Source organism: Nocardia cyriacigeorgica, from assembly GCF_029868385.1.
In the GTDB taxonomy this organism is placed as follows: domain Bacteria; phylum Actinomycetota; class Actinomycetes; order Mycobacteriales; family Mycobacteriaceae; genus Nocardia; species Nocardia cyriacigeorgica_F.
This window is the reverse complement of record NZ_JARWNX010000040.1, coordinates 169505-196043: the sequence shown is the minus strand read 5'-3', so window position 1 is coordinate 196043 and position 26539 is coordinate 169505. Positions and strand designations below refer to the sequence as shown.

At 63.8% G+C, this 26539-nt stretch carries 29 protein-coding genes and 2 pseudogenes; 11 read left to right on the top strand and 20 right to left on the bottom strand.

The features are described from left to right. Nucleotides 1–187: 187 nt before the first annotated feature. Nucleotides 188–1456: pseudogene (locus QH168_RS11065) on the bottom strand (IS3 family transposase). A gap of 118 nt (nucleotides 1457–1574) precedes the next feature. Here QH168_RS11065 and QH168_RS11060 point away from each other — a divergent pair. After that, on the top strand, nucleotides 1575–2354 hold the full coding sequence (locus QH168_RS11060) for a nucleotide-binding protein (protein WP_280234483.1): 780 nt from the start codon (nucleotides 1575–1577) through the stop codon (nucleotides 2352–2354). Between the two features lie 192 nt (nucleotides 2355–2546). Here the strand turns inward: QH168_RS11060 and QH168_RS11055 are convergent, their stop codons facing one another. Continuing rightward, a complete protein-coding gene (locus tag QH168_RS11055) occupies nucleotides 2547–2990 on the bottom strand; it encodes a DUF4231 domain-containing protein (RefSeq protein ID WP_280234482.1) in 444 nt (147 codons plus the stop codon). Nucleotides 2991–3128: 138 nt separating this feature from the next. Between QH168_RS11055 and QH168_RS11050 the strand changes: the two genes are divergently transcribed. Beyond that, entirely contained in the window at nucleotides 3129–3296 is a 168-nt protein-coding gene (locus tag QH168_RS11050; RefSeq protein ID WP_280234481.1) for a hypothetical protein, read from the top strand. A gap of 173 nt (nucleotides 3297–3469) precedes the next feature. Further along, entirely contained in the window at nucleotides 3470–4027 is a 558-nt protein-coding gene (locus QH168_RS11045; RefSeq protein WP_280234480.1) for a hypothetical protein, read from the top strand. Between the two features lie 41 nt (nucleotides 4028–4068). Here the strand turns inward: QH168_RS11045 and QH168_RS27695 are convergent, their stop codons facing one another. After that, nucleotides 4069–4881: an SAVMC3_10250 family protein gene (locus QH168_RS27695; RefSeq protein WP_432421075.1), complete on the bottom strand. Its 813-nt coding sequence runs from the start codon at nucleotides 4879–4881 to the stop codon at nucleotides 4069–4071. A gap of 231 nt (nucleotides 4882–5112) precedes the next feature. Beyond that, nucleotides 5113–5562, bottom strand: a pseudogene (locus tag QH168_RS11040) (IS1380 family transposase); the annotation flags it as partial. A 618-nt stretch (nucleotides 5563–6180) separates the two neighbouring features. Here QH168_RS11040 and QH168_RS11035 point away from each other — a divergent pair. Together QH168_RS11035 and QH168_RS11030 are read left to right on the top strand one after the other, a co-directional pair. Beyond that, nucleotides 6181–6732 carry a hypothetical protein gene (locus tag QH168_RS11035; protein WP_280234479.1) on the top strand — a complete coding sequence of 184 codons (552 nt, stop codon included), beginning with the start codon at nucleotides 6181–6183 and terminating at the stop codon, nucleotides 6730–6732. Then, nucleotides 6725–7114: a hypothetical protein gene (locus QH168_RS11030; RefSeq protein ID WP_280234478.1), complete on the top strand. Its 390-nt coding sequence runs from the start codon at nucleotides 6725–6727 to the stop codon at nucleotides 7112–7114. The genes QH168_RS11035 and QH168_RS11030 overlap by 8 nt, the downstream gene beginning before the upstream one ends. Before the next feature lie 242 nt (nucleotides 7115–7356). Here the strand turns inward: QH168_RS11030 and QH168_RS11025 are convergent, their stop codons facing one another. Then, on the bottom strand, nucleotides 7357–7491 hold the full coding sequence (locus tag QH168_RS11025; RefSeq protein WP_280234477.1) for a hypothetical protein: 135 nt from the start codon (nucleotides 7489–7491) through the stop codon (nucleotides 7357–7359). A 171-nt stretch (nucleotides 7492–7662) separates the two neighbouring features. Here QH168_RS11025 and QH168_RS11020 point away from each other — a divergent pair, with 171 nt between their 5' ends. Next, the gene (locus QH168_RS11020) at nucleotides 7663–7917 is read left to right on the top strand and encodes a hypothetical protein (RefSeq protein ID WP_280234476.1); all 255 of its coding nucleotides are present in this window, start codon (nucleotides 7663–7665) and stop codon (nucleotides 7915–7917) included. A 184-nt stretch (nucleotides 7918–8101) separates the two neighbouring features. Here QH168_RS11020 and QH168_RS11015 read toward each other — a convergent pair whose 3' ends face one another. Beyond that, nucleotides 8102–8278 (bottom strand): hypothetical protein, encoded by a 177-nt coding sequence (locus QH168_RS11015; RefSeq protein WP_280234475.1) that lies wholly within the window; start codon nucleotides 8276–8278, stop codon nucleotides 8102–8104. A 75-nt stretch (nucleotides 8279–8353) separates the two neighbouring features. Between QH168_RS11015 and QH168_RS11010 the strand changes: the two genes are divergently transcribed. Further along, nucleotides 8354–8878 carry a hypothetical protein gene (locus tag QH168_RS11010; protein WP_280234473.1) on the top strand — a complete coding sequence of 175 codons (525 nt, stop codon included), beginning with the start codon at nucleotides 8354–8356 and terminating at the stop codon, nucleotides 8876–8878. A 5-nt stretch (nucleotides 8879–8883) separates the two neighbouring features. Here the strand turns inward: QH168_RS11010 and QH168_RS11005 are convergent, their stop codons facing one another. From QH168_RS11005 to QH168_RS10995, 3 genes are all read right to left on the bottom strand, one after another. Continuing rightward, complete coding sequence (locus QH168_RS11005) at nucleotides 8884–9582, bottom strand: histidine phosphatase family protein (RefSeq protein ID WP_280234471.1); 699 nt, start codon at nucleotides 9580–9582, stop codon at nucleotides 8884–8886. A gap of 155 nt (nucleotides 9583–9737) precedes the next feature. Further along, complete coding sequence (locus QH168_RS11000) at nucleotides 9738–10814, bottom strand: DUF4236 domain-containing protein (RefSeq protein WP_280234470.1); 1077 nt, start codon at nucleotides 10812–10814, stop codon at nucleotides 9738–9740. Between the two features lie 54 nt (nucleotides 10815–10868). Further along, nucleotides 10869–12821 carry a UvrD-helicase domain-containing protein gene (locus tag QH168_RS10995; protein ID WP_280234469.1) on the bottom strand — a complete coding sequence of 651 codons (1953 nt, stop codon included), beginning with the start codon at nucleotides 12819–12821 and terminating at the stop codon, nucleotides 10869–10871. 630 nt (nucleotides 12822–13451) lie between these two features. Here QH168_RS10995 and QH168_RS10990 point away from each other — a divergent pair. Next, on the top strand, nucleotides 13452–13775 hold the full coding sequence (locus QH168_RS10990; RefSeq protein ID WP_280234467.1) for an Rv3235 family protein: 324 nt from the start codon (nucleotides 13452–13454) through the stop codon (nucleotides 13773–13775). A 23-nt stretch (nucleotides 13776–13798) separates the two neighbouring features. On the opposite strand, the gene QH168_RS10985 is transcribed toward QH168_RS10990, so the two are convergent. Beyond that, on the bottom strand, nucleotides 13799–14677 hold the full coding sequence (locus QH168_RS10985) for a TIGR03619 family F420-dependent LLM class oxidoreductase (protein ID WP_280234466.1): 879 nt from the start codon (nucleotides 14675–14677) through the stop codon (nucleotides 13799–13801). Nucleotides 14678–14867: 190 nt separating this feature from the next. Between QH168_RS10985 and QH168_RS10980 the strand changes: the two genes are divergently transcribed. Beyond that, nucleotides 14868–17030, top strand: coding sequence for an elongation factor G-like protein EF-G2 (locus QH168_RS10980; protein WP_280234465.1), 2163 nt, complete (start codon nucleotides 14868–14870; stop codon nucleotides 17028–17030). A 182-nt stretch (nucleotides 17031–17212) separates the two neighbouring features. On the opposite strand, the gene QH168_RS10975 is transcribed toward QH168_RS10980, so the two are convergent. Then, nucleotides 17213–17587, bottom strand: coding sequence for a MerR family transcriptional regulator (locus QH168_RS10975; protein WP_280234464.1), 375 nt, complete (start codon nucleotides 17585–17587; stop codon nucleotides 17213–17215). A gap of 46 nt (nucleotides 17588–17633) precedes the next feature. On the opposite strand from QH168_RS10975, the gene QH168_RS10970 reads away from it, so the two are divergent. After that, nucleotides 17634–18509, top strand: a complete 876-nt coding sequence (locus QH168_RS10970; RefSeq protein WP_280234463.1) for an SDR family oxidoreductase — start codon at nucleotides 17634–17636, stop codon at nucleotides 18507–18509. Nucleotides 18510–18999: 490 nt separating this feature from the next. On the opposite strand, the gene QH168_RS10965 is transcribed toward QH168_RS10970, so the two are convergent. The 3 genes from QH168_RS10965 to QH168_RS10955 are packed head-to-tail and all read right to left on the bottom strand — an operon-like array spanning nucleotide 19000 to nucleotide 20968. Then, on the bottom strand, nucleotides 19000–19692 hold the full coding sequence (locus QH168_RS10965; protein ID WP_280234462.1) for an ABC transporter permease: 693 nt from the start codon (nucleotides 19690–19692) through the stop codon (nucleotides 19000–19002). Next, nucleotides 19692–20609, bottom strand: coding sequence for an ABC transporter ATP-binding protein (locus tag QH168_RS10960; RefSeq protein ID WP_280234461.1), 918 nt, complete (start codon nucleotides 20607–20609; stop codon nucleotides 19692–19694). Before QH168_RS10960 ends, QH168_RS10965 begins: the two co-directional genes overlap by 1 nt. Beyond that, on the bottom strand, nucleotides 20606–20968 hold the full coding sequence (locus tag QH168_RS10955; protein WP_280234534.1) for a GntR family transcriptional regulator: 363 nt from the start codon (nucleotides 20966–20968) through the stop codon (nucleotides 20606–20608). The genes QH168_RS10960 and QH168_RS10955 overlap by 4 nt, the downstream gene beginning before the upstream one ends. 265 nt (nucleotides 20969–21233) lie before the next feature. Here QH168_RS10955 and QH168_RS10950 point away from each other — a divergent pair, with 265 nt between their 5' ends. Next, the gene (locus QH168_RS10950; protein WP_280234460.1) at nucleotides 21234–21974 is read left to right on the top strand and encodes an SCO6745 family protein; all 741 of its coding nucleotides are present in this window, start codon (nucleotides 21234–21236) and stop codon (nucleotides 21972–21974) included. Nucleotides 21975–22142: 168 nt separating this feature from the next. On the opposite strand, the gene QH168_RS10945 is transcribed toward QH168_RS10950, so the two are convergent. The 6 genes from QH168_RS10945 to QH168_RS10920 form a co-directional block, all read right to left on the bottom strand. Continuing rightward, nucleotides 22143–24347 (bottom strand): hypothetical protein, encoded by a 2205-nt coding sequence (locus tag QH168_RS10945; protein ID WP_280234459.1) that lies wholly within the window; start codon nucleotides 24345–24347, stop codon nucleotides 22143–22145. Between the two features lie 92 nt (nucleotides 24348–24439). Continuing rightward, entirely contained in the window at nucleotides 24440–24763 is a 324-nt protein-coding gene (locus QH168_RS10940) for a hypothetical protein (RefSeq protein WP_280234458.1), read from the bottom strand. A gap of 68 nt (nucleotides 24764–24831) precedes the next feature. Then, complete coding sequence (locus QH168_RS10935; protein ID WP_280234457.1) at nucleotides 24832–25173, bottom strand: hypothetical protein; 342 nt, start codon at nucleotides 25171–25173, stop codon at nucleotides 24832–24834. 22 nt (nucleotides 25174–25195) lie between these two features. Continuing rightward, nucleotides 25196–25549 (bottom strand): hypothetical protein, encoded by a 354-nt coding sequence (locus tag QH168_RS10930; RefSeq protein WP_280234456.1) that lies wholly within the window; start codon nucleotides 25547–25549, stop codon nucleotides 25196–25198. 2 nt (nucleotides 25550–25551) lie between these two features. Next, on the bottom strand, nucleotides 25552–25680 hold the full coding sequence (locus QH168_RS10925) for a hypothetical protein (protein ID WP_280234455.1): 129 nt from the start codon (nucleotides 25678–25680) through the stop codon (nucleotides 25552–25554). Between the two features lie 98 nt (nucleotides 25681–25778). Next, on the bottom strand, nucleotides 25779–26456 hold the full coding sequence (locus QH168_RS10920; protein WP_280234454.1) for a class I SAM-dependent methyltransferase: 678 nt from the start codon (nucleotides 26454–26456) through the stop codon (nucleotides 25779–25781). Between the last annotated feature and the right edge of the window lie 83 nt (nucleotides 26457–26539).

Sequence of the window (26539 nt, the reverse complement as noted above, 5' to 3'; positions counted from 1 at the left end):
ACACCAGAGATGATGCGAACGACCGCCCTCGACCTCAGCGCCCGACCCACCGCACCGAAGGACGCTGCGTTACACCACTGCTGGGGCCTTGATCGCCGTTGCCGAGCCTCAGGCGCCCTAGATACATTCAGCCCACCCACCTATTACCGACAGGAACTGAATCGCCCCGCGTTTGATGCGCACCCGGTTATCCGACTCCGGCGGGTTGCTGGGTCAGGTCGGCATAGTAGTCGGCTTGGAACTCGACCGGCGGTTTGCGGCCCAGGCGGTGCATCAGCCGGGCGTTGTTGAACCAGCCGACCCAGTCGGCGGTCAGGAGTTCAACATCGGGCCACGCGGTGTAGCGGGCCGCGCCGGAATGGTGAGTCGTCACGAACTGCTTCGGTCTTGTATAGCCCAATTGTGGTCTCCGCCAACGCATTATCGTAGGCATCGCCGATCGATCCGATCGACGGGACCATGCCCGACAGCAACAACGTCTCCCCGAGCCGCCAAGCTGTGTATTGAGACCCGGCGTCGGAATGGTGAATAGTGTTGCCCGCCAGCGGGTGTCCTTCGCGGCCACGGACCGCAGCGGCCTGGCGGATCGCGGACTCGACGAAGCTGGTGGTTTTGCTGGTCGAGCATTCCCATCCCAGGATCCGACCCGCGTAGGCGTCGATGACGAACGCGGTGTACACGAACACGCCCGTGACCAGGCGGACGTAGGTGAAGTCCGCGACCAGCAGCATGTTCGGTGCCGGAACCCGGAATTGCCGGTCGACCAGGTCCGGTGCCCGCGACGCGGCGGGGTCGGGCTCGGTGGTGCGGACCTTCTTGCGGCGTGTGACACCGCGCCACCCGTGCTGCCGCATCAGTCGTTCCACGGTGCAACGCGCCACCGCGATGCCCTGACGTTGCAGGTGAGCCCACATCTTCTCGGCGCCGTAGAGCGACTCCCGTGCCTGCCGTCCGTTGTCGCCGGGCTCGTAGTAGCCGGTGAGGATCGCGGTGACCGTCGTGTCCCACAAGGCCCGTTTCGACGGTGCCCGCCAGGCCCAGGCGTGGAAGGTCCTCGGGGCGATCTTGACGCCGTGCGCGGTCAGCGCCCGGCAGATCGAAGCGACCCCGAACCGAGCGCGATGCTCGGCGATGAACGCGCAGATTACCGGTGTCGCGGGTCGCTCTCCCGCGCGAAGAAAGTTGTTGCAGCTTTCAGGATTTCGATGGTCTGTTCCAGCTCGGCGATCTTGCGTTTCTGCTCTCGGATCAGCTTCGCGGACTCCGTCGAGACGCCCTCGGCGGCGCCGGTGTCGATCGCTGCTTGCCGGATCCATTTACGCAGTGTCTCCCCGGTCATCCCGAGCCGGGACGAGACCGCGGTGATCGCGGCCCACTCGCTGTCGTAGTCGTCACGGTGCTCGGCGACCAGCCGGACAGCTTTGGCCTTGGTCGCTTCGTCGTACTTCGCAGGCATGATCTGCCCATCCTTCCCAAGAAAGAAGGTGGGCACCAAACCCAGGGCGACTCATACAGGTGCGCTCGCCGCCCGGGTGGCCGCGGTGAATTTATGTTGGATCGCATATGATTGGGGCATGAACCTTCAACGCAAGATCGCCACCATCCAAAAACAAATTGATTCGGTTGACTCAAACGGAGAAGTTGCCGACCTTGATCACTGGCGGGCGAGGAATGAAGTTGCGCTGCGCACAACCCTGGGAGCTGATAATCCGACCTATAATCACCTCATCAAGGTAACGTTCTCTCCCGGGATGGCCTGGTCTGGCATGTCCAATGACTATTACGTACAAGCTCGGCGAGGCGGCATCAAACAGTCGGTGGCGCTGATGAAAGCCGCTATCGGGGAGATAGAACTGGTTGACGGAATATCAGTCGACGAAGGTGGAGCTACCGCACCTGGCGGAACTCGAGTATTCATTGTTCACGGACACGACAACGCCCGAAGGCTCGAGGTTTCAACGCTCGTCCGCGACCTGACAGCTGTCAAACCGACAATCTTGATCGATTACCCTAATCAAGGCGATACGGTCATCGAGAATCTGGAGCGTGCCGCATCCGAGGCTGCTTATGCGATCATAGTAGCCAGCGGTGACGATGTCGGATCGACAAAAAATGCATCAGACGAACCGCGGCCTCGCGCCCGTCAGAATGTAATCTTTGAACTCGGTTATTTCATCGGCAAACTGGGGCGATCTAGAGTTGCGCTACTTGTGGAACCCGGCGTCGAACGTCCATCGGATACCGACGGAATTCTCTATATATCATTGGACCCGAACGGGGGGTGGAAACTGCCGCTCGCTAAAGAACTTAACAACGCTGGGATGACTGTCGACTTCAATGCCCTTGCCGGATAGAGCTCTTGATAGAGCAGTCCGGAAATGACACATCCATCTCCGTACACCCTAGTTATTTACAATACTGTCGAACTATCAGCCACAACGAAACGATGAGCCCAGTAGGAGAAAGCGGAAACATCTCGCTGCTCGCCCCTGCATTCTCCGCCCTATCGCCGTCACTCGTTTAATTATCGCCCCTACACCCGTTAATTAGGAACGGTGCGATGCCTGATCATGCGGTGCGGCGATCTTCAACCATGACCCCATCTCCTTCTGCTCAATCCTGGTTATTGCCATTGCGAGGACTTGCCCACGTGTATCCATATCGTTGTATGGAACTGTGCCGGTATTATAGAGCCGCCTTTCGGCCTCGACAGCTTCTCGCGCCTGACTGAACCTGAGGTAGTCCTCGTGCCAGTGAAAGGCTGCTCGCAGACCTGTTATAACCACCACCATCGAGCCGAGAATGGCGGGTACAGTGGCATTTTCGGGCGATACCGCGACAGAAACCGGTATGGCTGCCGAGCCAACCAACTGCAGTACCTCAGTGGCCCGATGGAACTTGCGCGCTTTGATTGCAGCCTGTCGATACCACTCGTACGAATCATTCGCCAGCGTCAAGGCGTAATCCTCATCAGCACTTCGGTAAGGCATCTGCATCCGTTCGCCGGGAAGCTGTCACATCATGATGACACTAGACGAGCCAGTGTTCCGCGCCTGAAATCCGTTGGTTAATTGTAGGACTCGGCGGCGACGAGGACTGGGCGGCCGAGATCGGGTCCGGAGTTGGTGGTGACTCAAGCGCAGCGTCGGGAGTTGGTGCGGGGTGCGCGGGCGGCGACATCGACGCAGGCGTATGCGTTGCGGTGCCGGGTCGTGCTGGCGTGCGCGGAGCCGGGCGCGGCGAACGCGCATGTGGCGACAACGGTCGGTGTCACGCCGATGACCGTGGCGAAGTAGCGGAACCGCTTCATCGAACACGGTCTGCCCGGGTTGGCCATCGAACCCCGGCCCGGACGGCCGCCGTCGATACTGTTGGACCGGGCGCTTGTTGGGCCAAGCGTATACTATTCACGAATTTGCACGAACGCCTAGAGAGACACAACTTGCCATCTGTGATAACTATCCTGGTAGTGCTGATCACGGGGATAACCGCCGGTTATTTTGGTGCATATTTTCGGTCCCGCGGGGACGTACAGCTTGTACAGACACAGGTTGACACATATTTCAATCTCAGTCTACGCCAGTATGAGATGCAGCTCGAGGCCGCTCGGCAAGCCAATATTCGCGAGCGCCTGACAGATGCCTACGACCGGTTGGGCGTGTGGCTCTACAACTTGGAGCGAACCATCGACGAAGTGTGGTTTGGCTACTACGGAGAAGATACATCAGTCGTGCGGCGCGCCCGAGACTTGCTTGAGAACTGGTACCCAGAGACTCTACGAGTACCACTGGAAGCATGCTCGGCCCAATTCTACTGGTCAACCGAGGTCCGGGAGGAAATACGGAAATTCGAAGGCCTGTCCTTCAATTTTGTTGCGTACGCCACAGCCGCGATATCAAATAAGCAGACAAACGAGAGTGAAGCTCTTATCCAAGAGGCCGGATCAGAAATGCGCCAAAGTCGACGCGAACTTCTCGCCGCCCTCGATAGAATTCGAGATTGCGCTCGTCTAGATTTGGACTACTAGTTCCGTGCTAGCAGACACTGGCACCCTACACCTCTCAGTGCTTAGCACATGCCAGGATCTGCGCGGCGGGACGGCCACCAGCGTCTTCGCGATCGGGCAGTCGCCCGCTCTATATATAGTGGTGTCGCGATAACCAACCTAGTGGCCCACTGGGCATTGTCGATGTCCATAAGCACTCGAGCATGTCCACAGAGCCGACTGTAATCCGGCCGGGGATGCGTCGATCGCATCAGACCGCCAAAGACTTCGTGGGCAACATGTTCTGGGGTAATGGAGCTGTGATGGTGTGGCACAGTCGCCGTCGGGAACTCTGGTATCACATGGACATTTGCCCATTCACGACGATTCAGTTCGCTGGCGAAATCGTACAACCAGTCTGTATTTGAGCCCATGCGACCGTAGCTCGCGACCCGGCTTCGAAGGTGCTGAATCGATCCGCAGAGAAGCAAGTCGAGTGATCGGCCATCGCCGCCGCCCTCGGATTGAACGCTACCGCCGAAGAGGACTACGTCATGTGGTGCACCTGATGTAGCGCTGTCCTGGCGGGCTGTACCGTATCTCATGTTGAGATCGAAGGTGATCCATTGATTGGGCCGGAGATTGGCCTTGAGTCCAGGTGCCTCGAAAGGTTGCGGACGATGTCTTCGATCAATGTGGCGGATAACCTTTTCGAGCTTGGCAGCGATCTCCACCGAACTGAGCGACCCAGCAGGCGTCAAGACCTTCATACCGTTGCCCGGCAGACCAATGGATACCTCACCTCCAGCCTTCCTCCGATCAAGCGAGCTCGCCTCGCTGAATTCCCACTCCAACTTGCCTTCGGAAACGAACAGGACCTCGCGAAAACGGGGCATGCGCACCACAACATCTTCGCAGCCCACCTGGAGACACCGCAATCACGCGATTTCGGCGGCCTATCATCCGATAGCTTCGCAGGGCCGCACTTAGCCTCGATCCACCGATGAAGTTGCTGAGTGGGCCGCGCGCCGCAGGCGCGCGGCCCAATGGAATTTGGGTGTCGGGTAGCTGCTGGTCTGCCCAGCCTTTCCACTGTTATTCCTAGTCGTAGGGGTGTTTCGCGGTGTTCAGGCGGTCGGGAGTCCGGTGGTGGCGTGCCACAACTGCTGCCAGGCCCGGGCCCAGGGCCAGTGAGGGGGCAGGTGCAGGACGGGTCTGCGTTGCGGGCGGGTGAAACGGGCGGGCACAGCGACGATCTTTCGGCGCAAACTCGCCCGCGAGCGCGGCCCAGTTGCGGGTCGGCGAGCCGACCGGCGGCACGCAGCAGATTGTGGGCGATCGCAGCACAGCACCCAAGCCGAATTCGCGCCGAAACACCCAGAGGGCATATGCGCCGGCGGGCCGTCGATCAGGTCGGCGAACACGGTTTCGATGACGGCATGGCAGCAGTGAGTGAGATCGGCGTCCACGACGGGTTCGGTCGAGTCGGTGAAGAACGGGTGATACCGCCAGACCGGGAACAACTCGTCCTGACGCGCAGCTTCGCGGACACGACGCACGATCAACCGGGCGGCCACCGCTTCGGGTCGCGCGACGCAGACGGCGCATGATCGCGGCGCATGATCGCTCCATGACCGAAAGGTCGTCGGGCCGCAACTCCTGGAACATCGCAGCGACAACCTTCAACGACTGGCGGCGCTCCTTCTCGATCCATTTCGTTTTCGAGTCGGTCCATGGCGTGAACAGCAGCAGTTCGATCGTCAGCAGGACCGCTCGGTGGCGGTCGGTGATGTTGCCGCACAGTTGAACAGGCGCCTCGCAGACCGACTCGGGCGCGATCGGCCGACAGGTGTCGGCGTAGGTGCGGGCCCACTGCGGCGCCGAATCGGACAACTGCTCGAGGAGTTCGACCGCTGAGGACACGACGGCGTCGCGGACCGCGATCTTGGCTTCGGGCGCGCGCTTCTCGGCGGCGAGATCGCGGTCGAGCATCAGCAGTTGCAGCGATGCGAGCAAGAAGGTTTCGCCCTCGTCGAGATGGAGTTCCGCTGCGATATCGCCGTCTTTGGTCGTCGTCACACTGGCCCTGTCGGTTTCCCGCGTCGTTTCGTTAGTGCCCGTTACTCGATGAGCTTTCGCAGATGGCGGCTTGCTGCATCGCTATCCCGCGATAGCTCGGCGCTCACTTCGCGCCCATGCCGACCGCCATGCGGATGAGCGGATCCGATCGCGCCCTCACGACTCCAATCAACCATGATGAACTCATGTCAGATCTGGTCTGGGACGACGTCAGGAACTTCTTCGATCCCGCTCTCATGGGTGCGCTGCCGGATATCTACGTCCACGACACGACGGTCGAGGACTGGCAGGCGGTGTTCGAGCTGGTTCGGTCGAGTGGGTGGGAGTGGGAGTTCAGGGAGGGGGATGAGGTGAAGGCGTTGCCTTCGGCGGCGGAGGTGTTGGGGCGGGGTGAGGATGATGAGGTGGTCAGTCTGCATGTTCGGGCGGCGCCGGAGCTGTTGGCGATTTTTCGACCGTGGGCCGAGGAGCAGATCGAGTTCGACGTCGACCTTCAGGAATTGCAGGGGCAGGTGGGGGTGGATGTGCTGTGTGGGTTTCTCGGCGCGATCGGGCGGGTGCTGCGGAAGGAAGTGGTGATGGTGGCCGAGGGGGATTTCGGGCATCCTGTGCTCGGGTATTCGCCGGAGGTGGATCGGGTGGTGTTGATGGCGGATCCCCATGAGTGAGCCGCCGGGGCGGTGGACCTGGATCTACACTGGCCGGGTGTATGTTCGACGGCTGATCGCAGCATCTTTCTTCGCCACGCTGACCACATTCGGCGCGGTGGCCTGCACCGTCCAGGGTGATGGGTACACCTCCGAGTGCAAGGTCGAGGGCTGCCTCATCACCTTCGAGCGCGGCGTCGATGCCGAAGCGAGCGTTCTCGGGCTGAAGATCAAGGTGGTCAAGGTGGAGGGCAATACCGTCAGCCTCTCAGTGGGCGGGCAGGAAGTCACTGTGCCGGTGGGCGAGTCGGGTTCCCTCGATGGCAACACCATCTCCGTCCGCGAGGTCACCGACGACAAGGTCGTCATCAATGTTTCCTCCGGTCTTCGACCCGGGAGCTGACCGAGCCCGACCAGTGAACCACGCCGCCTGAGCCGACAGCCGTTCCCACCTGGCGCTGAACTCGCAAGCACCCGAACAATGTTCATGCGTCTGCGCGATCGGTCGGCGGTCGAGCGGGAGTGGCGATGAAGGCCGGAGAGACCCCGGACATCCGAATGCTCTCCCGGAGCGGACCGGATTGATGACGAATCCGGGCGAGCGAGCGGAGCGTGGTCGGCCGGATGAGCCGACCACGCCGCGGTCTACTCCTCCCCCGCGTCTCCTGAGCAGCTCGCCGAGGCGAACGGCCCGCTGGAGGTCTGCTCGGAGACGACCTTGTCGCCAACCAGGATCCGGCAGGTGATCTCGCCGCCGTCGGCGTTGTTGGAGGCGGTCATGGAGACGTACTTGCCCAGACCGTCGATTCTGGTCGGGGCGCGGCCACGTCGCGCTATTGAGAGGTAGATCACATTGCAGGAAGAGTGCGTTACACCGGTTTTCTGAATGGGTACTGAAACAGGTTTTGGGCGTGACAGAATCGGCAGCGTTTCACAAGTGAATGGAGCATGATGAGATTCGCCGCTGTTCTCGGAACGTCCGCTGTTGCTGTCGGGCTGGTTCTGTCGATTCCGGTGCAGGCCTCGGCTCAGCCGGGGTCCGGGTGCCATGAGTCCTACGATCCGTGTGTGCCGATCACGTCCGATGTGGACTGTGCCGGTGGGAGTGGGAACGGGCCGGAGTACACCGGGCGGGTGCGGGTGATCGGGCCGGATGAGTACGACCTCGACCGCGACGGTAATGGGATCGGCTGCGAGAACAGCTGATTCCGGTGGGTGAGATCCGGGTGGACCGCCCGGATCTCGGCCACGTGTCTCGTGCTCGCTGGGCTCGCATCGCCTGGCTCCGGAGCACGTCGGCCTCACAACCAGGCGTGGCGGGTCGAAGCCGTGCTCGACCAGCAAGCGAACACCGAGGCTTCACAACGAACGCGAGCACAGGCGGCCTGGGCTATAGGACGTCAGGGGTGGGGATCGGCGCTCTGGCAATCGCGTCGGTGTTCGACTGATCGGCGTCGATCTTCAGGAACATATCGCCTGCACGCGAGATCGCGCGCTCATGATGGGCGACGACGACTTCTTCATGTCGGCCATCACAGCCATGACGACCGCCGAGGTCGGATTCCACCCGCAACATACCGGCCACATCACCATCTGGCTCATACTCGCTTCACATCACCGGTCCCTGTGATTCAATCCGGTCATGCGCAAAACCTTGCTGGTGGTCGCGTTGATCGCGGTGTGGTCGATGGTCGGAGTCGCGCCCGCGCAGGCTGGGACGCAGCCGTCATGGTCCGGCGACTATTCGGTGAAGCGTTTTGCCGCGACCAAGCACGGCACCAGTCTGGCGGCGAGGCAGTGGGAGCCCGACTTCGCCGATACGTATCGATTCGAGACGACCTGCACGGGTGACATATGCGTGGCAACCGTGCTCGATGGGCCGACACCCGCCAATCCGACACTTCCGCAGCCGCCGCAGTACACCTGGGACGGGACCAGCTGGGTCCACGCCTACGACTGGGAATGGGACTGCTACCAAGGAGAAGGTGTGCCGAAGGTGTGGGCTCCGGCGCATTCGGTGGCGTATTACACCCCGCGAGCGGATGGGACGCTGACCGGGTCGTGGCGTACCGATATCGATGGCGGACCGTGCGACGGTTCGGTGATCATGGATGTCGCGGCCTACCCTGTGCAGCGCTCTCCCCTACCGTTCGGGAGCAGTTCGTAGCTGGATCAGCCGACACGCTCACCCCACCGGACCAGCTTCAACCGCCCGCGGTCCTGAATCCACTCCGAGACCGAGGCATTCGGCACCGGAGGCAGTTCCTCGGGCAGCGCAGGTCCTGGACCGGCGAAGATTCGACGCAGTGCCGCGATGGTCGCGTCGTGGGCGACGATCAGTATCCGGGTTCGCGCTGCGGGACGTTCGAGATCGTTGACGAGATCGCGCACGCGCAGGGTGAGGTCGGCGAGCGATTCACCACCGGGCGGGCGGTAGAACCAATCACCCAGTCGCGCTCGACGTTCGGCCTCGTCGGGGGCGTCGGCGCGGATAGCGGCGGGCGACCACAGTTCCAGCGCACCCATTTCGCGATCACGCAAACGCTCGTCGACGACCACGATCGGTTCATCACCGGAGTGCCGCGCGGCCTGCGCCATCGCCGCCCAGGTCTGCCTGGTGCGGAGATACGGTGAGCAGAGAACGAGACCGGGGCGATCGTGGCGACCGAACCCGGACCACCATTCACCGAGCTTCGCGGCTTGGTCTCGACCCAGCGGGGACAGTTCGATATCCCCATCGGGAACGCGAGGACGAGTGTCGGCGTCCGGATCGTCACCCGCCGCGTTCACCGTGCTCTGCGCGTGCCTGACCGCCACGACCCCGGCGAGTTCCGTCGGCCGTGGCAGGTGGTGGGGGATCTCGTCGAACATCGAACGGTACGTTCCTTTCGGCTCCAGGCAGTCCGGGCTCGAAACCTCATCGGGCAGTGACGATCATCCACCACGGACGCCGTCATTCTCCACCGACACCTGCGCCGGACGTGCACACAAAGCCACGATGCTCTCTGCCACGACGAGGTCGAAGGTCAGCGGCCGAGCGGAATCGCGCCCAGTACCGCGCCGACCGGGGCCACCGCCTCCGCCCGCGAAACCTGGAGACGCCAGTTCAACCCGTGCGTACTCATCAAATCCAGGTATCCGTATCGCACCACCGGGCATACCGGGTTGTATCTGAACCGGCGATCCGGCGCCCCGGTCCGCTTGTTCACCACCGCATGGCGCTGCCCGGTCTGCTCGGTGTCACTGGGCACCGGGTGGTCGGCTTCCCGGAACTCCCCGACCTCGTGCGCGACGAACAGGTGCCGATAGTCGACATCGGTATATCGTTTCCCGTCCCGAACGAGCAGCCGATCGGGGAGGAAGTGCAGGCTCGACGGACCGACGGTGATGGTCGGCACCGCGACGTTGGTCGCAAGATGTTTCGGAGCGGCCAGCGATGCGGTGGCGTCGGCGCGAACGACCACCGTGTCCACCCCTGAATTGCGTTTGTACTGTTCGGTTGTCCGTACATCGCCGGTCTCGACAACCCGCCACATGCGCTGCGAACCAGTGAGGCAGGACCATGATCGGACCAGCTGCTCGAACCATGCGGCGGGCTCGTCGGTGACGTCGTAGAAGAGCACGACTCGGCTCTTCGCCCTGTCCTGCAAGATCAACCAGACACACATCGGCACCGCCGCGATGCCGATCGCGATACCCACCGGCGGCACATACAGCCACAGGCACAAGCTTGTCAGAATCAGCATTGTGGTGGCGGGGAATGCGCTGCCGACCCGCCCCGCCGCGGCGTTCAACTGATCCACCACGTCCCCGCTGCCGGTGGGCTCCAACGTCAGCGGGGTAGCACCGGTGACATCGCTCAACTCGACCTGACCGGCCGGGTGGCTGGTCGGCGCACCGACGCGCAGGTTCGGCCGAGCACGTCCACCGGCGCCGAAGGAGGCCCGGTAGTAGATTCCGTGGCGGCCGACGGCGACGTAGTTCCCGCGCGGGCCGCTACCCACGCGAAATCCGGGAAAGCCGACGCTCACCCCCACCCCCGACCCGCTCAGGTTGAAGCGGAACGGCCCGGCCGAGACACTGCGCCTGACATAGAACCCCATTGCACCCCTATCGCTTCACGTCCCGCCCGGTCCCAGGTATTGCGTTCGCTGCCATCAGTCGGTCAGGAATGCGACCCACAAATAGTCGCGTGGGCGACTCACCGCCACCAGTGCCTGGCGGGCGAGGAGTTCGGCTCGGTCGCGGGCGCCGCCGGACAGGGTGTCGATGGCGGCGGGCTTTTCGCTGATGTGGAAGACGGCGGCGAAGTCCATGCCTTTGGCTCGATGAACGGTGCCGACCTTGATGCAGTCGAGCTGGGTGCCGTCGTATTCCTCGAGAGCCAGGACCGGGAAGTTCGCCTGTTCCAAGACCTCTTGGTAGTGGGCGGCCTCGTTGTTGGTGTTGACGATGACGGCGATATCGGTGGCTGGCAGGCCCGAGTCCTTGATCGCGCGGACCAGGACCGTGTCGATATCGCTGCGGCGGACGATGTGCTCGGACGCATTGCCGCCCGGGAGCACCGAATCGCTGTCTCGCAACACGAATCCGCGGCCGCCGTCGAGATCGTCGACGCTGTTGCCCGCTTCGATCCGTTGGGTGTATCGCAGGATCGACTCCCGGTTGCGGTAGTTCGTCCGCAGGATGCGGCCACGCCCGGCCAGCGGGATGCCCGCGTCGGAGATTCGCCAGCCACCGGCGTAGACCTGTTGTTGACCGTCCCCGACCAGGAGCAGGTTGGCATCCGGCCCGCCACCGGCGATCTGGTGGACGAGGCGCAGCTGCATCAGGGTGAAGTCCTGGACCTCGTCGACGACGACCATGGCGAAATCTTCGCTGCTGTCCAGCGGCCTGGCGCGCAGTTCGTCGATGGCCTTCCGAATGATGTCGTTGAAATCGTCGGCGCCGCGATTGGCCATCCGAGCCTGGTATGGGCGATACAGGTGCTCCCACACATAATCTCGACGGCTGCCGTGGAGCTGGATGCCGTCGCGCCCGGTACGTCTGATCGCTTTGTAAGCGTCACGGGTCTCGAGGCCGCGGCCCTTGATCGTCCGATCGAGTTCGTCCTGCCAGTACTGATGATCGGTGCCGTCGATCCCGCCGAGCACTCGGCGCGCCCGGCTCCAGGCGCGGGCGAAGGCATCTTTCTGGATCGTGGAGTCGAGATAGTAGGGGACCTCGCGGCGCTTCAGAAAGTCGATCGTCCACGCATGGAGGCCGATGAACGTCGCCCGGTCGATCGCATGCGGCGCGAGATGGGCGAAGCTCTGCCGGTGATAGGCGGGCAGGGTTCTGACGAAGCTGGTGAACAGGATCCGGCCGGGATTGCGTTTGGCGAAATGAGCCATCCGGTGCAGCGCGACGACGGATTTGCCGGTGCCCGCCGGGCCGCTGAATCGGGCGGGGCCGCTGAAGTTCGTGTGTACCAGTGCGAGTTGATCCGGGTCGAGGAAGGTCATCCATTCGCGGAAGGGGCGGGCCAACCCGTTGGCCCTGGCGTCCTCGGTCAGCGATGATTCACCGAACAGCCCGTCGGATGCGGCCTGTTCGACTGTCGGCGCCGATTCGGTGGAGATGCGCTGGTACCAGGTGAGCCGGTCCGATACCGACAGTGCGATGTCTCGGGCCCTGCGCCGTGACAGCTTGGTCTCACCGGTGATCAGTGTTTCGCGGATGGTCGACTCATCGACCGCGATGTACTGATCGTGTGCCTCGGTGACCGCGGCGGACCGCATCAGCAGCATGACATCCAGCATGTGCGGTACGAACTGTTCACGACCGAACAGCAGACCGGCGAAGGCCTCCTCCGCGTGTTTGCGCACACGCACCAGGTGTGCGCGCGAGGGCACGACGTCGGTGAATATCAAGGCGTACACACCGGTTCGGCCGATGGCGAACCCGGACGCTCGGCCCTCGTTATCGCCTGCGCGGTCGATCAATAGATGCCAGTCGCGCTCGGATAGGGGGACCGACAGGAACCTGCGTTGCGCCGCCGTGAGGCGCGGCAGATCGGCTAGTTTGCGCTCGACCCAGCGACGTCGGCGCTCACGAGCAATGTCGGTCATGAGGAACCCCCTGACTTCTGGATGATGTTCGCATCCGGACGGAAGTTTACCGGAACATTGTCGTTTCAACAGTGAATTCCACTTGTTGCCAAGGTAATTGGAAATGTTCTTGCAGATGTTGTTGCATCAGAACCGTAACCATCCGCGCTTTTGGTACCCGGCTCGACCGCGCCCTGCTCGGCCGTAGTGCAATCAGCTGACGATCGAGGTGGGACCCCGTACGGCAACCGACGACCGCGCGACGGCGTTGCAGAACTCGGTGAACGACACGCCGTCGACTCCGAAAACGCCGCGGCGACATAGGATGTGCGACCGATTCGGCGCGAAACCCGACGCCCAGATTTCACCGGATGTCATGCTGTCGACAGCCGATCGCGCACCGGCGATCATCAGCGATGGGGGATGTCGATGGACGAGTTCCGTGTTTCACTCCGGCCGATTCCGGTGTATGAACCGCTCTTGCGGCCGTACGCGCCGTCGAGTCCACAGGAACCGTTCCCGGACGAGCGCGCAGCGTTACCGTGCCGGAGTCGGGTGCGGCCCCGGTCGGCGGCCGACCACCATCGAGAAACCGTAGGTACCCACCGAGCCGGGTGCTCGGCAGCGAAGGCGAAGCGCGGTGGTGAGGCGATGGAACAGGCGCGGGTGGCGGCGGAGCGGTCCTTGCGTGTGGCGCTGGAGGTACTCGATCGGAGGCGTCCGGTCGCCCAGCTCGCGGCACTCGCCGACCCGTCGACGGTCGCGGCGGTGCGCACGCTCGTCAGGGCCGATCTCGTACCCGGTCGGGAACTCGGCTCGGCAGTGCTGGCCGGTGTGCACGTGGTGATGGTGGACGAGCGCAGCGCCGAGGTTTGTGCGCGGTATCTGCGTGGGTCACGCAGGCTCGCGCTCGCCGCACGCATCGAACGCTCGGGTCCGAGAGGCTGGCGGCTGACCGCGTTACGGGTCAGCTGAGCCGCAACGGCCGAACCCGAGGATCACCGCGCCGCCAGCCGCTGCACCCACTCCAGATGGGTGTCGATGTCGGACACCGCGAACATCAGGTCGGCGAACACGTCCGAGTAACCGATATCGGCCAGAGTCGCTACGGTCTCGGCGACCTGTTCGACGTCGGCGCCCGCCGCGACGTTGACCCGGACGAAGGTGGCGACCGCTGCCGGATCCCGGCCCGCGGCGAGGGCGGCGTCATCGATGATCGCGCGCTGCTGCTTCAGCGATTCGAGGTGGTGTAGCCCGGCGGGCACCTGGACCACGGCCATCCAGCCGTCGGCCCGCTCCCCTATCCGCCGCAGACCGCGTGGGGTGAAGGCGCCGAGGTAGATCGGCGGGCGTGGGCGTTGCGCCGGTTTGAGATCGACCCAGGATTTCGGGATCGACCAGTGCTTTCCGTGGTGTTCGACCGGGTTCGAGGTCCACAGTGCGTCGAGCACGTCGAGCAGTTCATCGAGCTGGGCACCGCGCCCGTGGAAGGACGCACCCGCGGCCCGATACTCCTCCGGTGACCACCCGATACCGAGGCCGGGCAGCAGCCGACCGCCGCTGATCACATCGATACTGGTGAGCTGCCGGGCCAGCTGCACCGGCGGATACCAGGGAGCGACGAGCACATTGCTGCCGAGCCGGGCGGTGCTGGTCACGGTGGCGGCTACCGTCAACGCGATGAGCGGATCCAGGTTGGTGCGGAACTGCTCGGGAATGGTGTCGGTACCCGCATAACCGACCGATGGCTCTACCGGCGCGAGCAGCCGGTCGCCGACCCACAGACTGTCCGCGCCCAGTTGCTCGGCGGTCGAAGCGAAGCGGGCCACATCCTGATAGGCCGACTCGCCGAATTGCGGTAGCGCGAATCCCAACATGATCCCGAGGCTAACCATCGAACCGTAACCTTCAATATTTGCAGCCACGCTGTTCTTTTCTCGACCACCGCCGCCGACCCCGGCTCGATACCTCGACGCGATGAGCTGGGCCGACCGAATCGTGGACGTGAACACCGCACTGGTGGGAAGCTCGATATAACCGCGTGTCGATTCCCGAGGACGGTGAGTCATGGTGGACAGAGCGAATGGGGCGGGGCGGCCGGAGGCCATCCGGAATGTGGTGCTGGTCGGGGGTAGCGGGTCGGGGAAGACGACGTTGGTGGAGGCGTTGGCGCTGACCACCGGGTCGGTGAACCGGGCGGGGCGGGTGGAGGACGGGACGTCGCTGTCGGACTACGACGAGATCGAACAACGTCAGCATCGGTCGGTGCAGTTGTCGGTGGTGCCGGTGCAATGGGACGGGGTGAAGATCAATTTGATCGATACACCCGGATACGCGGACTTCGTCGGCGAGCTGCGAGCGGGTCTGCGGGCGGCGGATGCGGCGTTGTTCGTGGTGTCGGCAGCCGAAGGGGTCGAGGGCGTCGCCGGATCGACCAGGGCGTTGTGGGAGGAATGCGCAAGTGTGGGAATGCCGCGCGCGATCGTGCTGACACATCTGGATACCGCGCGCGCCGACTTCGAGGAGATGACCCAGACCTGCCAGGCGCTGCTCGGCGGCGGATCGTCGGACACCGTGCTGCCCTTGCATCTGCCGGTGTACGGACCCGCGAGTGCGGATGGGCATCGCCCCGCGACCGGGCTGGTCGAGCTGCTCGAGCAGAAGGTCGCCGACTATTCGACCGGCGAGCGCACCTGGAAAGAACCCGCACAGGAGGAACTGGATCTGATCGAGGAGGCACGGGCACGGCTGATCGAGGGCATCATCGCCGAAAGCGAAGACGAGACCCTGATGGAGCGGTATCTCGGCGGTGAGGCCATCGAGCTGACCACGTTGGTCGCCGATCTGGAGCGGGCGGTGGTGCGCGGCAGTTTCCATCCGGTGCTGTTCGCGGCGCCCGCGGCCGAGGAGGGCACGCAGGGGCTCGGCACGGTGGAGATGCTCGAACTGATGACCGCCGGGTTCCCGACGCCCGCCGAGCACGCAGTGTCGGCGGTGCATCTGGCGAACGGCTCGAAACCCACTCCCCTGCACTGTGATCCATCCGGTGAGTTGGCGGCGGAAGTCATCCGCACTTCGTCGGACCCCTATGTCGGCCGGGTTTCGCTGGTACGGGTGTTCTCCGGGACGTTGCACGCCGACGACACCGTCCACATCTGTGGGCACGGTTCCGGCACCGACCATGACGCCGACGAACGAGTCGGTGGCGTGACGGCACCGTTCGGCAAACAGCAGCGGCCGCTCGGTGAGGCCGTCGCGGGCGATATCGCCTACGTGACCAAGCTCGGCCACGCCGAAACCGGCGACACCCTGTCCGGTACCGGTTCGCCCCTGCTGATCGAACCATGGCAGATGCCGGAACCCTTGCTGCCCATCGCAATCCGCGCGCACAGCAAGGCCGATGAGGACAAGCTGTCGCAGAGCCTGTCCCGTCTCGTGGCCGAGGACCCGGCGATCCGGGTGGAGAACAACGATCGCACCCACCAGCTGGTCCTCTGGTGTCTGGGCGAGGCGCATCGTGATGTGGCGCTGGAGCGGTTGCGCACCCGGTTCGGGGTGCAGGTCGATGTGGAGGACCACAAGGTCGCGCTGCGGGAAACGTTCGCGGGCAAGGCCGGTGGGCGCGGCAGGCATGTGAAGCAGTCCGGTGGGCACGGTCAGTACGCGGTGTGCGAGGTGGAGGTGGAGCCGCTGCCGGAGGGGTCGGGGATCGAGTTCGTCGACAAGGTCGTCGGCGGGGCGGTGCCGCGGCAGTTCATCACCTCGGTCGAAAAGGGCGTGCGCGCACAGGCGGCGCGCGGTGTGGCGACCGGATATCCGCTGGTCGATGTGCGGGTCACGCTGTTGGACGGGAAAGCGCATTCGGTCGATTCCTCCGATGCGGCATTCCAGACCGCGGGTGCGCTCGCGCTGCGTGAGGCAGCGTCCGGGAGCCGGATCGAGCTGCTCGAACCCATCGCGGAGGTGCGGGTCAAGGTGCCCGACGATTATCTCGGCGCCGCGCTCACCGACCTGTCGGTGCGACGCGCACGCATCCTCGGCACCGAACCCGCCGAATCGGGGCGCACCCTGATCCGCGCCGAGGTCCCGGAGCTGGAACTCACCCGGTATGCGATCGATCTGCGTTCGCTCACCCACGGGGTCGCGCATTTCAGCCGCGACTACCTGCGCCATGACCCGATGCCCGCCCAGCTGGCCGAACGGGTGCGGAAGGAATCCGTGTCGGCATAGCCGACGGGCTGCCCGACGGCGCCGGCCGGCACCATCGGAGACGCGAGGCGGGCGGCGGTCACGGTGACCTCAGCGAAGGCGGCGAGTGCGACCACACGTCGTCCACCACATCGATGATGCGCACGACGAGCCGATGACCTGCCGCGATCGGCCGGTCCTGGGCGAGCAGCTGCGCCGACCGCTCAGACCTCTCGGACGAAACTCGCACAGTCCGGACAGCCGTCGAGGTATCGATGCCGACATTCGGCGGTGTGCCGGAGAAACGTGATCGCCTGTTGTCGACGGACGATCTCTTCTTCGAGGGCCGCGATTTTGGCCCGAACGACAGTCTGTGCCGCCGACTTCTTCGGCGCCATCGCGGCGACCACCTCGGGGAGCGAGAGTCCGACGCGCCGCAGTTTCAGCACCGTGCGCGCCTGGTCCACGGCGCTGTCGTCGTAGATGCGGTAGCCGTTGCCGTCACGACTCACGGTCAGGGCCCCGACATGTTCCCAGTGCCGCAGTACATGCGCCTCGACCCCGAGTTCCGCGGCTACCTCGCCGATCGTCTGCCTCATCCGCGGCCTTGCCTTCATGTCGACCTGAACCCTTAGCGTTCCGATCATGCCTGACACCACCGACCTCGTCGATTCCCGCCACCGATCGGTCCTCGTAACCGGCGCGACCGGCAACCTCGGCCGGGAGGTCGTCGACCGCCTCGTCGGGCGGGCGCGCGTTCGATGCCTCGTGCGGGAGGATCCCGGACCGCGCCCCGGAGTCGATTGGGTGGTCGGCGATCTCACCGACCCCGCCGATGTGCGGGCGGCGCTCACGGGCATAAACGCCGCATTCCTGATCTGGCCCCTACTCGATTCCGCCCCGGCTCGTGAGATCGTGCGCGAACTCGTCGCGGTGGCGCCTCGTATCGTCTATCTGTCTTCGACCGCCATCGACGACGACGTCTCCCGCCAGAGCGATCCCATCGTTCAGGTGCACGCCGATATGGAGGCCTTACTACACAATTCCGGTCTGCGCCCCGTCGTGCTGCGCAGTGACACATTGGCGTCGAACGCGCGCGGTTGGATAGCGCAACTACGGGCGGGCGACGAGGTGTCCGGCCCGGACATCGCGCGAACGGCCGTGGTCGATGAGCGAGATGTCGCCGACGCCGTCGTGGCCGCGCTGCTCGAGCCGCGTGACCGACTCGAGCACGAACCGTACCTGCTCACCGGACCCGAAGCTCTCACTCGCGCCGACCAGGTGGCCCGGCTCGCCGCCGTCCTCCACCGCCGCCTGCGTTTCCGAGCGCTGTCGGCCGACCTGGCGCGATCACACATGCTCGCAGACGGTCGACCGGAGCTACTCGTGGACGCACTGATCGCGGCCTCGGTGCGGCGACCGGAGTCCGACCGCATCACCGACCATCTCGAGCGCCTCACCGGTCGACCGCCCGGCACCTTCACCGAATGGGCCGCCGAGCACGCGGCCGAGTTCACCTGATGCGACCTCCGCGGCATGCCGACAAGCAGTGACACATATGCTCGATGACCTGTCCGGGCTGAGCGGGTACAAAGTCATCGACCCGCGGCGAGAACGACCCACAGGCTCGGCGAGATCACCTGCCACCGCATGGTGCGTCGGCCGTGCACATGATCGGCCGCATCCCGGATGGTCGGGGCGACGGATCCGCGGCCGCCGCCGGGAACCGTGACAGCTCGCACCGCCATTCGATGATCAGCGGGACAGTCCGACCGCGGGGTGCGAAAAACCAGTCGCGCAATCGACTCGTCACGCGGCGATGATTTACGAACCTCTCGGCTCGTCTGCATTCGTATGTGACTCGATGGCAAAAATACGGTGGTGTACGGAGCGGCCGGAAGTACGGGCGGGGCTGTGGCGCAGGCGTTATCAGCTCACTCGGTCAACGCCTGGGCAGCACACTTGCGAGCCTGGCCCAGCTGGATCGGGCAAGGCTCGCAAGTGACGACCGTTATGCCGTCGACCGGCGAATCGCTGCCCACGCCCCGGCCGTGCTCGCGACCGCAAGAACACCGGGAAGCAGCACCATCGGCACCACGCGCGGGCTGTCGGCGAACCATCGGCCGACCTCGGGCCACCAGCTCTGCCAGGTGATCAGGATCGCCGCGAGCCCGAACCCGATCAACAGCGCGGCGAAGAAGGAGTACACGCCGGTCACGCGCCAACGCTGATAGAGCGCACCCACCATCAACCCGGCCCCGGCGATCAGTGCGAGCAAAGCCAGGTATGTGCCGAGTTGGAGGAATGGGTTGGTGGTGAACAGGCCCGGGATGTCGAACATCACCATCCGCACACCCCAGCCGTCGGTGGCGTCCTCGATCCGCCCGAGCCCCCACAGCGCCAGCCCGGTGCCGACGATCTGCACCGCGGCGACCAGCAGAGTGGCCGCGAAGTAGTCGCGACGGGTGACGCTCATACCGAGTGCGAACGGGTAGGTCTGCGTCATGGCACCCAGATAGAACGCCAAGGCGAAGCCGAGAGCCGCGGACACACTGCCGGTGACGTTGTTTTCATCGGCGTCCACCAGCAGGAAGATCACCCACGGAATCAGGAATGACACCACAAGGATGCCGATCGGCCAGGCGATCAGCAGCGGCCAGGCGACGGTGTGGATCCGCGAAACGGACAGGGCACGGCGCAGCATTACTGGTCCTTTCCGCGCAGGCTGGTGGTTTCGACGATGAACTGTTGCAGCGATACCGGCTCGACAAGCAGTCCGAGCGATTTGGCGTGCGCGATGTCGTCGGCCCGGTCCTGGATGCGCAGCATCACCCTGGCCTGGTTGCCGAGCGCTTCGCGGCGTAGTTCGGGGCGGCCGCCGGTGAACGAGTCGACATCGGCGAGGGGGCCGGACACGGTCATCGCGGTATCGCGCAGATCGTCGGCGGGCGAGTCGACCACGAGACGGCCCTTGTCGATCAGCAGCACGTGTTCGAGGAGGTCGGCGACCTCGTCGATGAGATGGGTGGACAGCACGATGGTGCGCGGATGTTCGGCGTAGTCGGCGAGCAGCCGGTCGTAGAACAACTGCCGGGCGACGGCGTCCAGGCCGAGATACGGTTCGTCGAAGAAGGTCAGCGGTGCACGCGAGGCGAGGCCGATGATGACGCCGAGCGCGGAGGTCATACCGCGCGACAGCTTCTTGACCTTGCGGTCGGTGGGTAGATCGAAGTCGCGCAACAACTCTCGGGCGAAATCCTCGTCCCAATCACGCAGCAGATGACGGGCCGCGGCCAAGACGTGCTTGACCTTGTAGTCGGTCGGATACGCCTGACTTTCCTTGATGAACGACACCCCGCGCAGCACCTCGGTGTTCTCGTGTGGGGTGTGGCCGAATACGCGCACCTCCCCCGAGGTCTGGAACGCCTGGCCGGTCATGACCTGCATGAGGGTGGTCTTGCCCGCGCCGTTGCGGCCGAGCAGACCGTAGATGGTGTTCTCGCGCAGATCGAGGGTGATGTCCTCGAGCGCGGTGACGGATCCGAACCGCATGGTGAGTCCGCGCGTGGATGCGACGACTTCGGTGTCGAGCACGGCCGGTTCGATGGTCGCGGCGCTCATCGTGTCCCCTCTCGATGGTCGAGCATGGCTTTCAGTTCGTCGATGCCCATGCCGAGCTTGTCGGCCTCGGCGATGAGCGGGTCGATGAACTGTTCGGCGAAGCGTTCCCGTCGGCGCATCCGCAGGGCATTGCGCGCACCGGCCGTGACGAACATTCCGATCCCTCGTTTCTTGTACAGAATCCCGTCCGCCACCAGCTGATTCAGCCCTTTGGCCGCGGTTGCCGGGTTGATCCGATGGAAGGCCGCGAGCTCATTCGACGACGGCGCCTGTGACTCCTCGGGCAACGATCCGTCGACGATCGAGTTCTCGATCATCTCCGCGATTTGCAGGAAGAGCGGTCTGCCGTCCTCGAACACGGTCACCTTCCTCGGTTGAGTGGTTCATTACTCATGTAATGAACCATAGGGGTTCCGCTGGAGTGGCGTCAAGCGGAACGGGATGACGGCCGCCTCGCATCGACGCATGCCTGTCGACGAACCTGGCAGGCCTCGCATCCGACAGAAGCGCAGCCGGAACACGGACTCGCCGACGTCGAGATACCGAACTGGGAAGAGGTGTTCCATACGGCGTACAAAACCAATAGGGTGGCAGCTGATATCAGTCCAGCGGAAGGAACCCGACATGTCGGTCGGTGCGGCGGTGAACCCCTATATTCAGCAGCTCGGTGGAGGATTCATGTTCTCCAGGGAGGCAAAGGAATACGCGGCGGAAACCGGCGTCGAAGAGTTCTTCGGCCCCTACACCCGCGGCCGAGGCGGGGTACTGGGCGATGCGGACGCCGACGTGGTCACCGCGGCATTCGGATTCTTCCCCGGCCACTCGATTCGCAAGGCCTGGGAATCGGTGCCGATGCCCGCGGCGAAGGCCGCCGAACGATACGCACGAGTCTGCCAGGATTTCGGGCGACGCAAGCTCGCCGGATTCGAGGAGGCCGGCCGGCTCGCGGAACTGCTCGAATCCGTTGCCGCGGCCGCCGATCCGGCGGGCGTGCCGCTGTTCGCGGGCTGGCGGGCCATGCCGCTTCCCGATGACGCGCCGGCCCGCGTCCTGCAACTCACGCACGTACTGCGCGAACTGCGCGGTGGCCTGCATCTGATCGCCGTGCGCGCATCGGGCATCACCCCGCTACAGGCCGTACTCATTTCCGGCTCGGCCATCAACGACGGCCCCGGCCAGGCCCGCTGGTACGGCTGGCCCGAGCCGTTCGAGGTGATCACCGATGAAGTGCGCGCACGCTGGCAGCGAGCCGAAGAGGTGACCAACGATCTCATCGACCCGGCCTTCGCGGTACTCCACGAGGCCGAGGCCACCGAACTCACCGCACTCCTCACCGCCGCGCACACAACGGTATTCGCCCGCTAGAGGCGCAGTTTTCGCAGCCTCCGCCAGCGCTGCCGGAGGCTGCGGGTCCGGCCCAACCGCGAGGCCGCACACGGTAGCGCTGGAGCGCAGGTCGACATCAATGATGGACACCGGGTCGCCGCCCAATCCTCGAACGGCGACCCGTGTCCTGTTGGCGATCACCCGAACTCAAACCCACTGGGTATCGTCGGTGGGCCCTGACTCGGCGTCATCATCCGGCGCAGTCGAATCTCGCGCATCTCGCGTGCCGGGATCATCCTTCGCCGAGCGGCGCGCCGCGAACCTCCCGCCGGGCAATCCCGTTGCGTGTGGCGCCTGCGCATCGCGGGACTCATCGGGGAACATCCGGTCGACAGCGTGAGCGGTGGCCGCCGAGAAGTCCGTTGCGGGTGGTCCATCCATGCCGGGGATATCCCCGACACCCGAAATAGGCAGCACCGCGGGAATCCCAATGCCGGACGGGGCAGTGACACCGCTGGGAGGCGGCGACTGTTGCGTATGAAAATCTCCCTCGCCGGGCACAGGATCATGGCGGCGGTCCCAGCCGGGGATGTCATGATTGTCTTGCCGGTCCGTCAGCCACGAGCCCGGATCGAAGCTTTCCACCCTCTGGTTGATGGAGTCGGTGAGCTGTGAAATCCAATTGCTGACATTGCCTGCTCCGCCATCGCCGTGTCCCCCGGGCAGTGGGCTCTCACCGATATCAGGAAGGAGATCGTTTCGGCCACCGTCGAGGTCGGGCAGAAGGTTGTCGATACCCGGCAGAACTCCATCAAGACCGGGTAGTCCGGCACCAAAGCTCGGACCTGCACCATTTCCGAATTCAGGCAGGTCGAATCCGGGCTGTGAACCGGCATTACCCAAACCGGGTGGTTGGTACGGCAACTGCGTTGCCGGCGGGGTCGTTTGAGCCGGTGGCGTGACCTGGGCTGGGAGAGTTGTCGGCGTCCCCGGGGTTGTCGGGGTTGTGGGCGTTGTCGGGGTTGTCGGCGTTGTCGGGGTTGTCGGCGTTGTCGGGGTTGTCGGCGTCGTGGGCGACGTCGGGGTTGTCGGCGTTGTCGGGGTTGTCGGGGTCGTGGGCGTTGTCGGGGTCGTCGGCGTTGTCGGGGTCGTCGGGGTCGTCGGGGTCGTCGGCGTCGTGGGCGTTGTCGGGGTCGTCGGCGTTGTCGGGGTCGTCGGGGTCGTCGGCGTCGTCGACTCGTCGTCCTTGCCGTCGTCGTCCTTGCCGTCGCCGTCCTTGCCGTCCCCGTCCTTATCGTCCGTCGCCGACGCGTCGACATACTCGACCAGCAGATCCATACATTTCTGCACGGAATCACCCATGATGCGATACAGCGGGAATTCTTCCACTATGTCCTGGATACCGCCTGCACTACTACCCTTTTCACCCTTGACGCCCTTGGCGAGGGACTTGGCAATCGCATCATTGGCGGATTCCACATTGTGGTACATCTTCTTGTATGTGTCGATGTTGTCTTTCGACAGCTTTTCGACCATCTTCTTCAACTGTTCATCGTGCGCCTTGGCGTCATTGAACCGCTTTTCAATGTTCTTACTAGCTTTTTTATAACCCTCATTGGTGAGACCCGCCCCCTCCAAAGGTTTCACCGAAGATTCGTCGAAAACATCATTCTTTTTACTTGCGAGAAACTTGGGAATCTCGGGATTCTTCGACCCCATCTGACTTCCGATATGTTTCAACTTGACGTTCATGTATCCCACCCAGTTGTTCAACGCCGGCGACGGCTTTTCACCGCCCTTCGGCAACCTGAACTCGAGTAGGTGATTCTTCGGATTCGATCCGACGACGAGACCTGTATGCGACTTTCCCCAGACCGCAATCGCACCCGAGTCGCTCATCGGGTCGTACTTGTCCCAGTTCTTGGGCACCCCACCTCGGGCCGCTACGATTCGGCCATCATTCGTCAGGTAGAAGTTGTTGGGCTTGTTGTCGCTGTCATCATCCCAATCACCGTCATAGGCCGGACCCTTTCCGCCCTTCTCCTCCTGATTTCCAGGCTCCGTCGACCAAACCCGGTAATCTTTCTCTTCTTCATACTTGAATTCCTCGTCATCACCTCCTCCGCCGGTCTTTTCTACTAATTTCTTACCGATCAGATTGAGCCTGTTCGCACCATTCTGAAAGAAGCCTTCTTCCTCGAACTCTATTCGATAGCCACTCTTCGAACCCGAGATGTTGTTGACAACATTCCCTGTCGCGACCTCTTGTACGACAGCGTCCCCGTTTTCGATACCGAATCGGTATTGACCATTATCGGAGTAGAGCCACCGTTTCTTGTCCCCACCGAGCTCATCGCCCGGACTGAAGACACCACCCTTTATGTCATTCTTACCTGGCTCTCTACCGGCCACAGCACAACTCCTTTATCTACCTGCCGCACCGGACTGCTCGCGAGTCAGGAACGTTCGATCGGTTCATACATGCCGGCAAACACGCGGCGAGGCTACTTCTTCGGCCCAGCACGGCGCACATTCGCCGCACTATCAATATCTGTGTCATCGAATCTGGCGGCGGAAGTATCGTTGTAGTCACCCACCGTATTGCGATCGTCCCCGATGCCGGTGTATTTGACCTTGCGGCCATGGATCCGCCGCATCCATTGCCCGCGTGCTTTGTTGGCTGCTTTTCCGAACATCTCCTCGAAGTCGCGCTCCCAGTCGGAGTCCCCCTCGGAGCGGACGTAAGCGGGCGTCGCGGCCGCGCGCTCGGCGTTGGCCTGTTTACGCATCTCGGGCGAATCATGGTCCAGGATCATCTCGACGAACACTCTCCTTTTGTTGTGCCGGGCCCCCGTTCCGATGTCGGGCCTGGCTTCGGTTGCAGCCCTGATCGAGGTCAGTAGCCCGGACCGAATTCATCTTTCAGTTGCCGCCGGAACTCCGCATCCGTCGGAAGTCCCAGTGCATCGGCGGTGTATGGCGGCGTACCCGCCTCCAGTAGCTCCACCCGGCGACCGACTCGTGACTTCAGATAGGCAAGGCGGGCAACCCGCACGATCTCGGCCGCCGCCCAGTGATCGCTGTGTCCCCACACCTCATCCCCGAGGTGAATGCCGACGATCATGCCGCTGCGGTCACACGCGACACCCACCGAGAAATCAGGATTGAATACCTCGTGGTAAACCTCCTGCTCAGCAGGTGGTGCATCGTGCTCATCGAGTTCGTCCACATGTGTCATCAATCGGCTCCCCACCTGATGGTCAGGTCGAATCGGCAGCTGTCGAGCCAGGACTGTCCGGCGGTCGCATCTCCTCCAACGCGATTCGATGCTGACGAGCGGCATCGCTGGCGCTGTCGCGGATCGCAGCCATGATGTCGGTGACGAGGTCCTGAGCGTTCGCCGAATTGGCGATGGTTCCCGGAGCGATGTACAGATCTGTGAGCCTGCCCAGCCCGTCGACCTCCGGGATGACGCGACCGGACGGCGACGGGCGGCGGGCGCGAATGCCGTCGATTCGTTCGAGCATCGCATCGACGGCATGTACCGCCGCCCGACCGCCGTCGAGCGCGGCCTCTGTATCGGGATGCATCCCGAAGTCCCAATTGTCCGACATCGTCACCACACAGCGGGCAGCCGACGACCCGCGTCAGCGGCGCCGGGTAGCTGTGCCGCAGCCTGAGCTGAGCCGTCGATCGGTAGCTGGATCAATCGCGCATGCCGGATACCGCCGAATTCGGTCCGCACACCGCCTCCTCCCACGCTGGTATCCCTTCAATTTTTCATACGCCCGCATTTTTGCCAGGGATGGGAAGGGAGTAGGGCGCCCGCTATCTCTCGCGAGCTCAGCTCTCGACCGGTTTGACTGCCGTCAGCATTCCGGTCGAGTACCGGGTGCCAACGAACTGCGGTTCAGCGAAGCCGGCGGCGCGCAGGGTGTCGGTGTAGCGGCGGATGTCGACGTCGACGAAGGGGTCGGTGGCGGTGCCGCGGCGGGTCAGGCGCAGGAATCTGGCGAACACAGCACGGAACAGTGGGGAGGGGTTGGCGTCGGCCAGGAGGAGGCGGCCGCCCGGGCGCAGCACGCGGAACATCTCGCCGATGGCGGTGGCGCGGTGCTGTGCGGGGATGTGGTGCATGACGAAAGTACAGGTCGCTACGTCGAATTCGGCGTCGGGCAGGTCGAGCTGCTGGGCGGCGGACTGGATGTAGTGGTGGTTCGGGTCGTGGACGCGGTTGTGCTCGATGGCGGTATGGGACGGGTCTGTTCCGGTCGCCGATCCGGTCGGGCCGACTGCGGTGCCGAGCGAGCGGACGAGTTTGCCCGGACCACAACCGATATCGAGCGCCGTGTGGCCGGTTTGTGCGCCGCTGATCCTGGCCAGTTCACGGATGAGGCGAGCGTGCCTCCCGAGGAAGAACATGGCGGTGAATGCGTTGTAGCGGCGCAGGTCGGCGATGACGAGGCCGGTGTCCGCCTCGTCGACGAACATGGTGCTGGTGTGCTGCTTGTGTCCTGACATGTGCCTATCGTCGGAACTTTCGCCGAGTCCGGCCAGCATCAGAATGGGTGGATACGTTCGTTTCCGCACAGATCCACCTGATC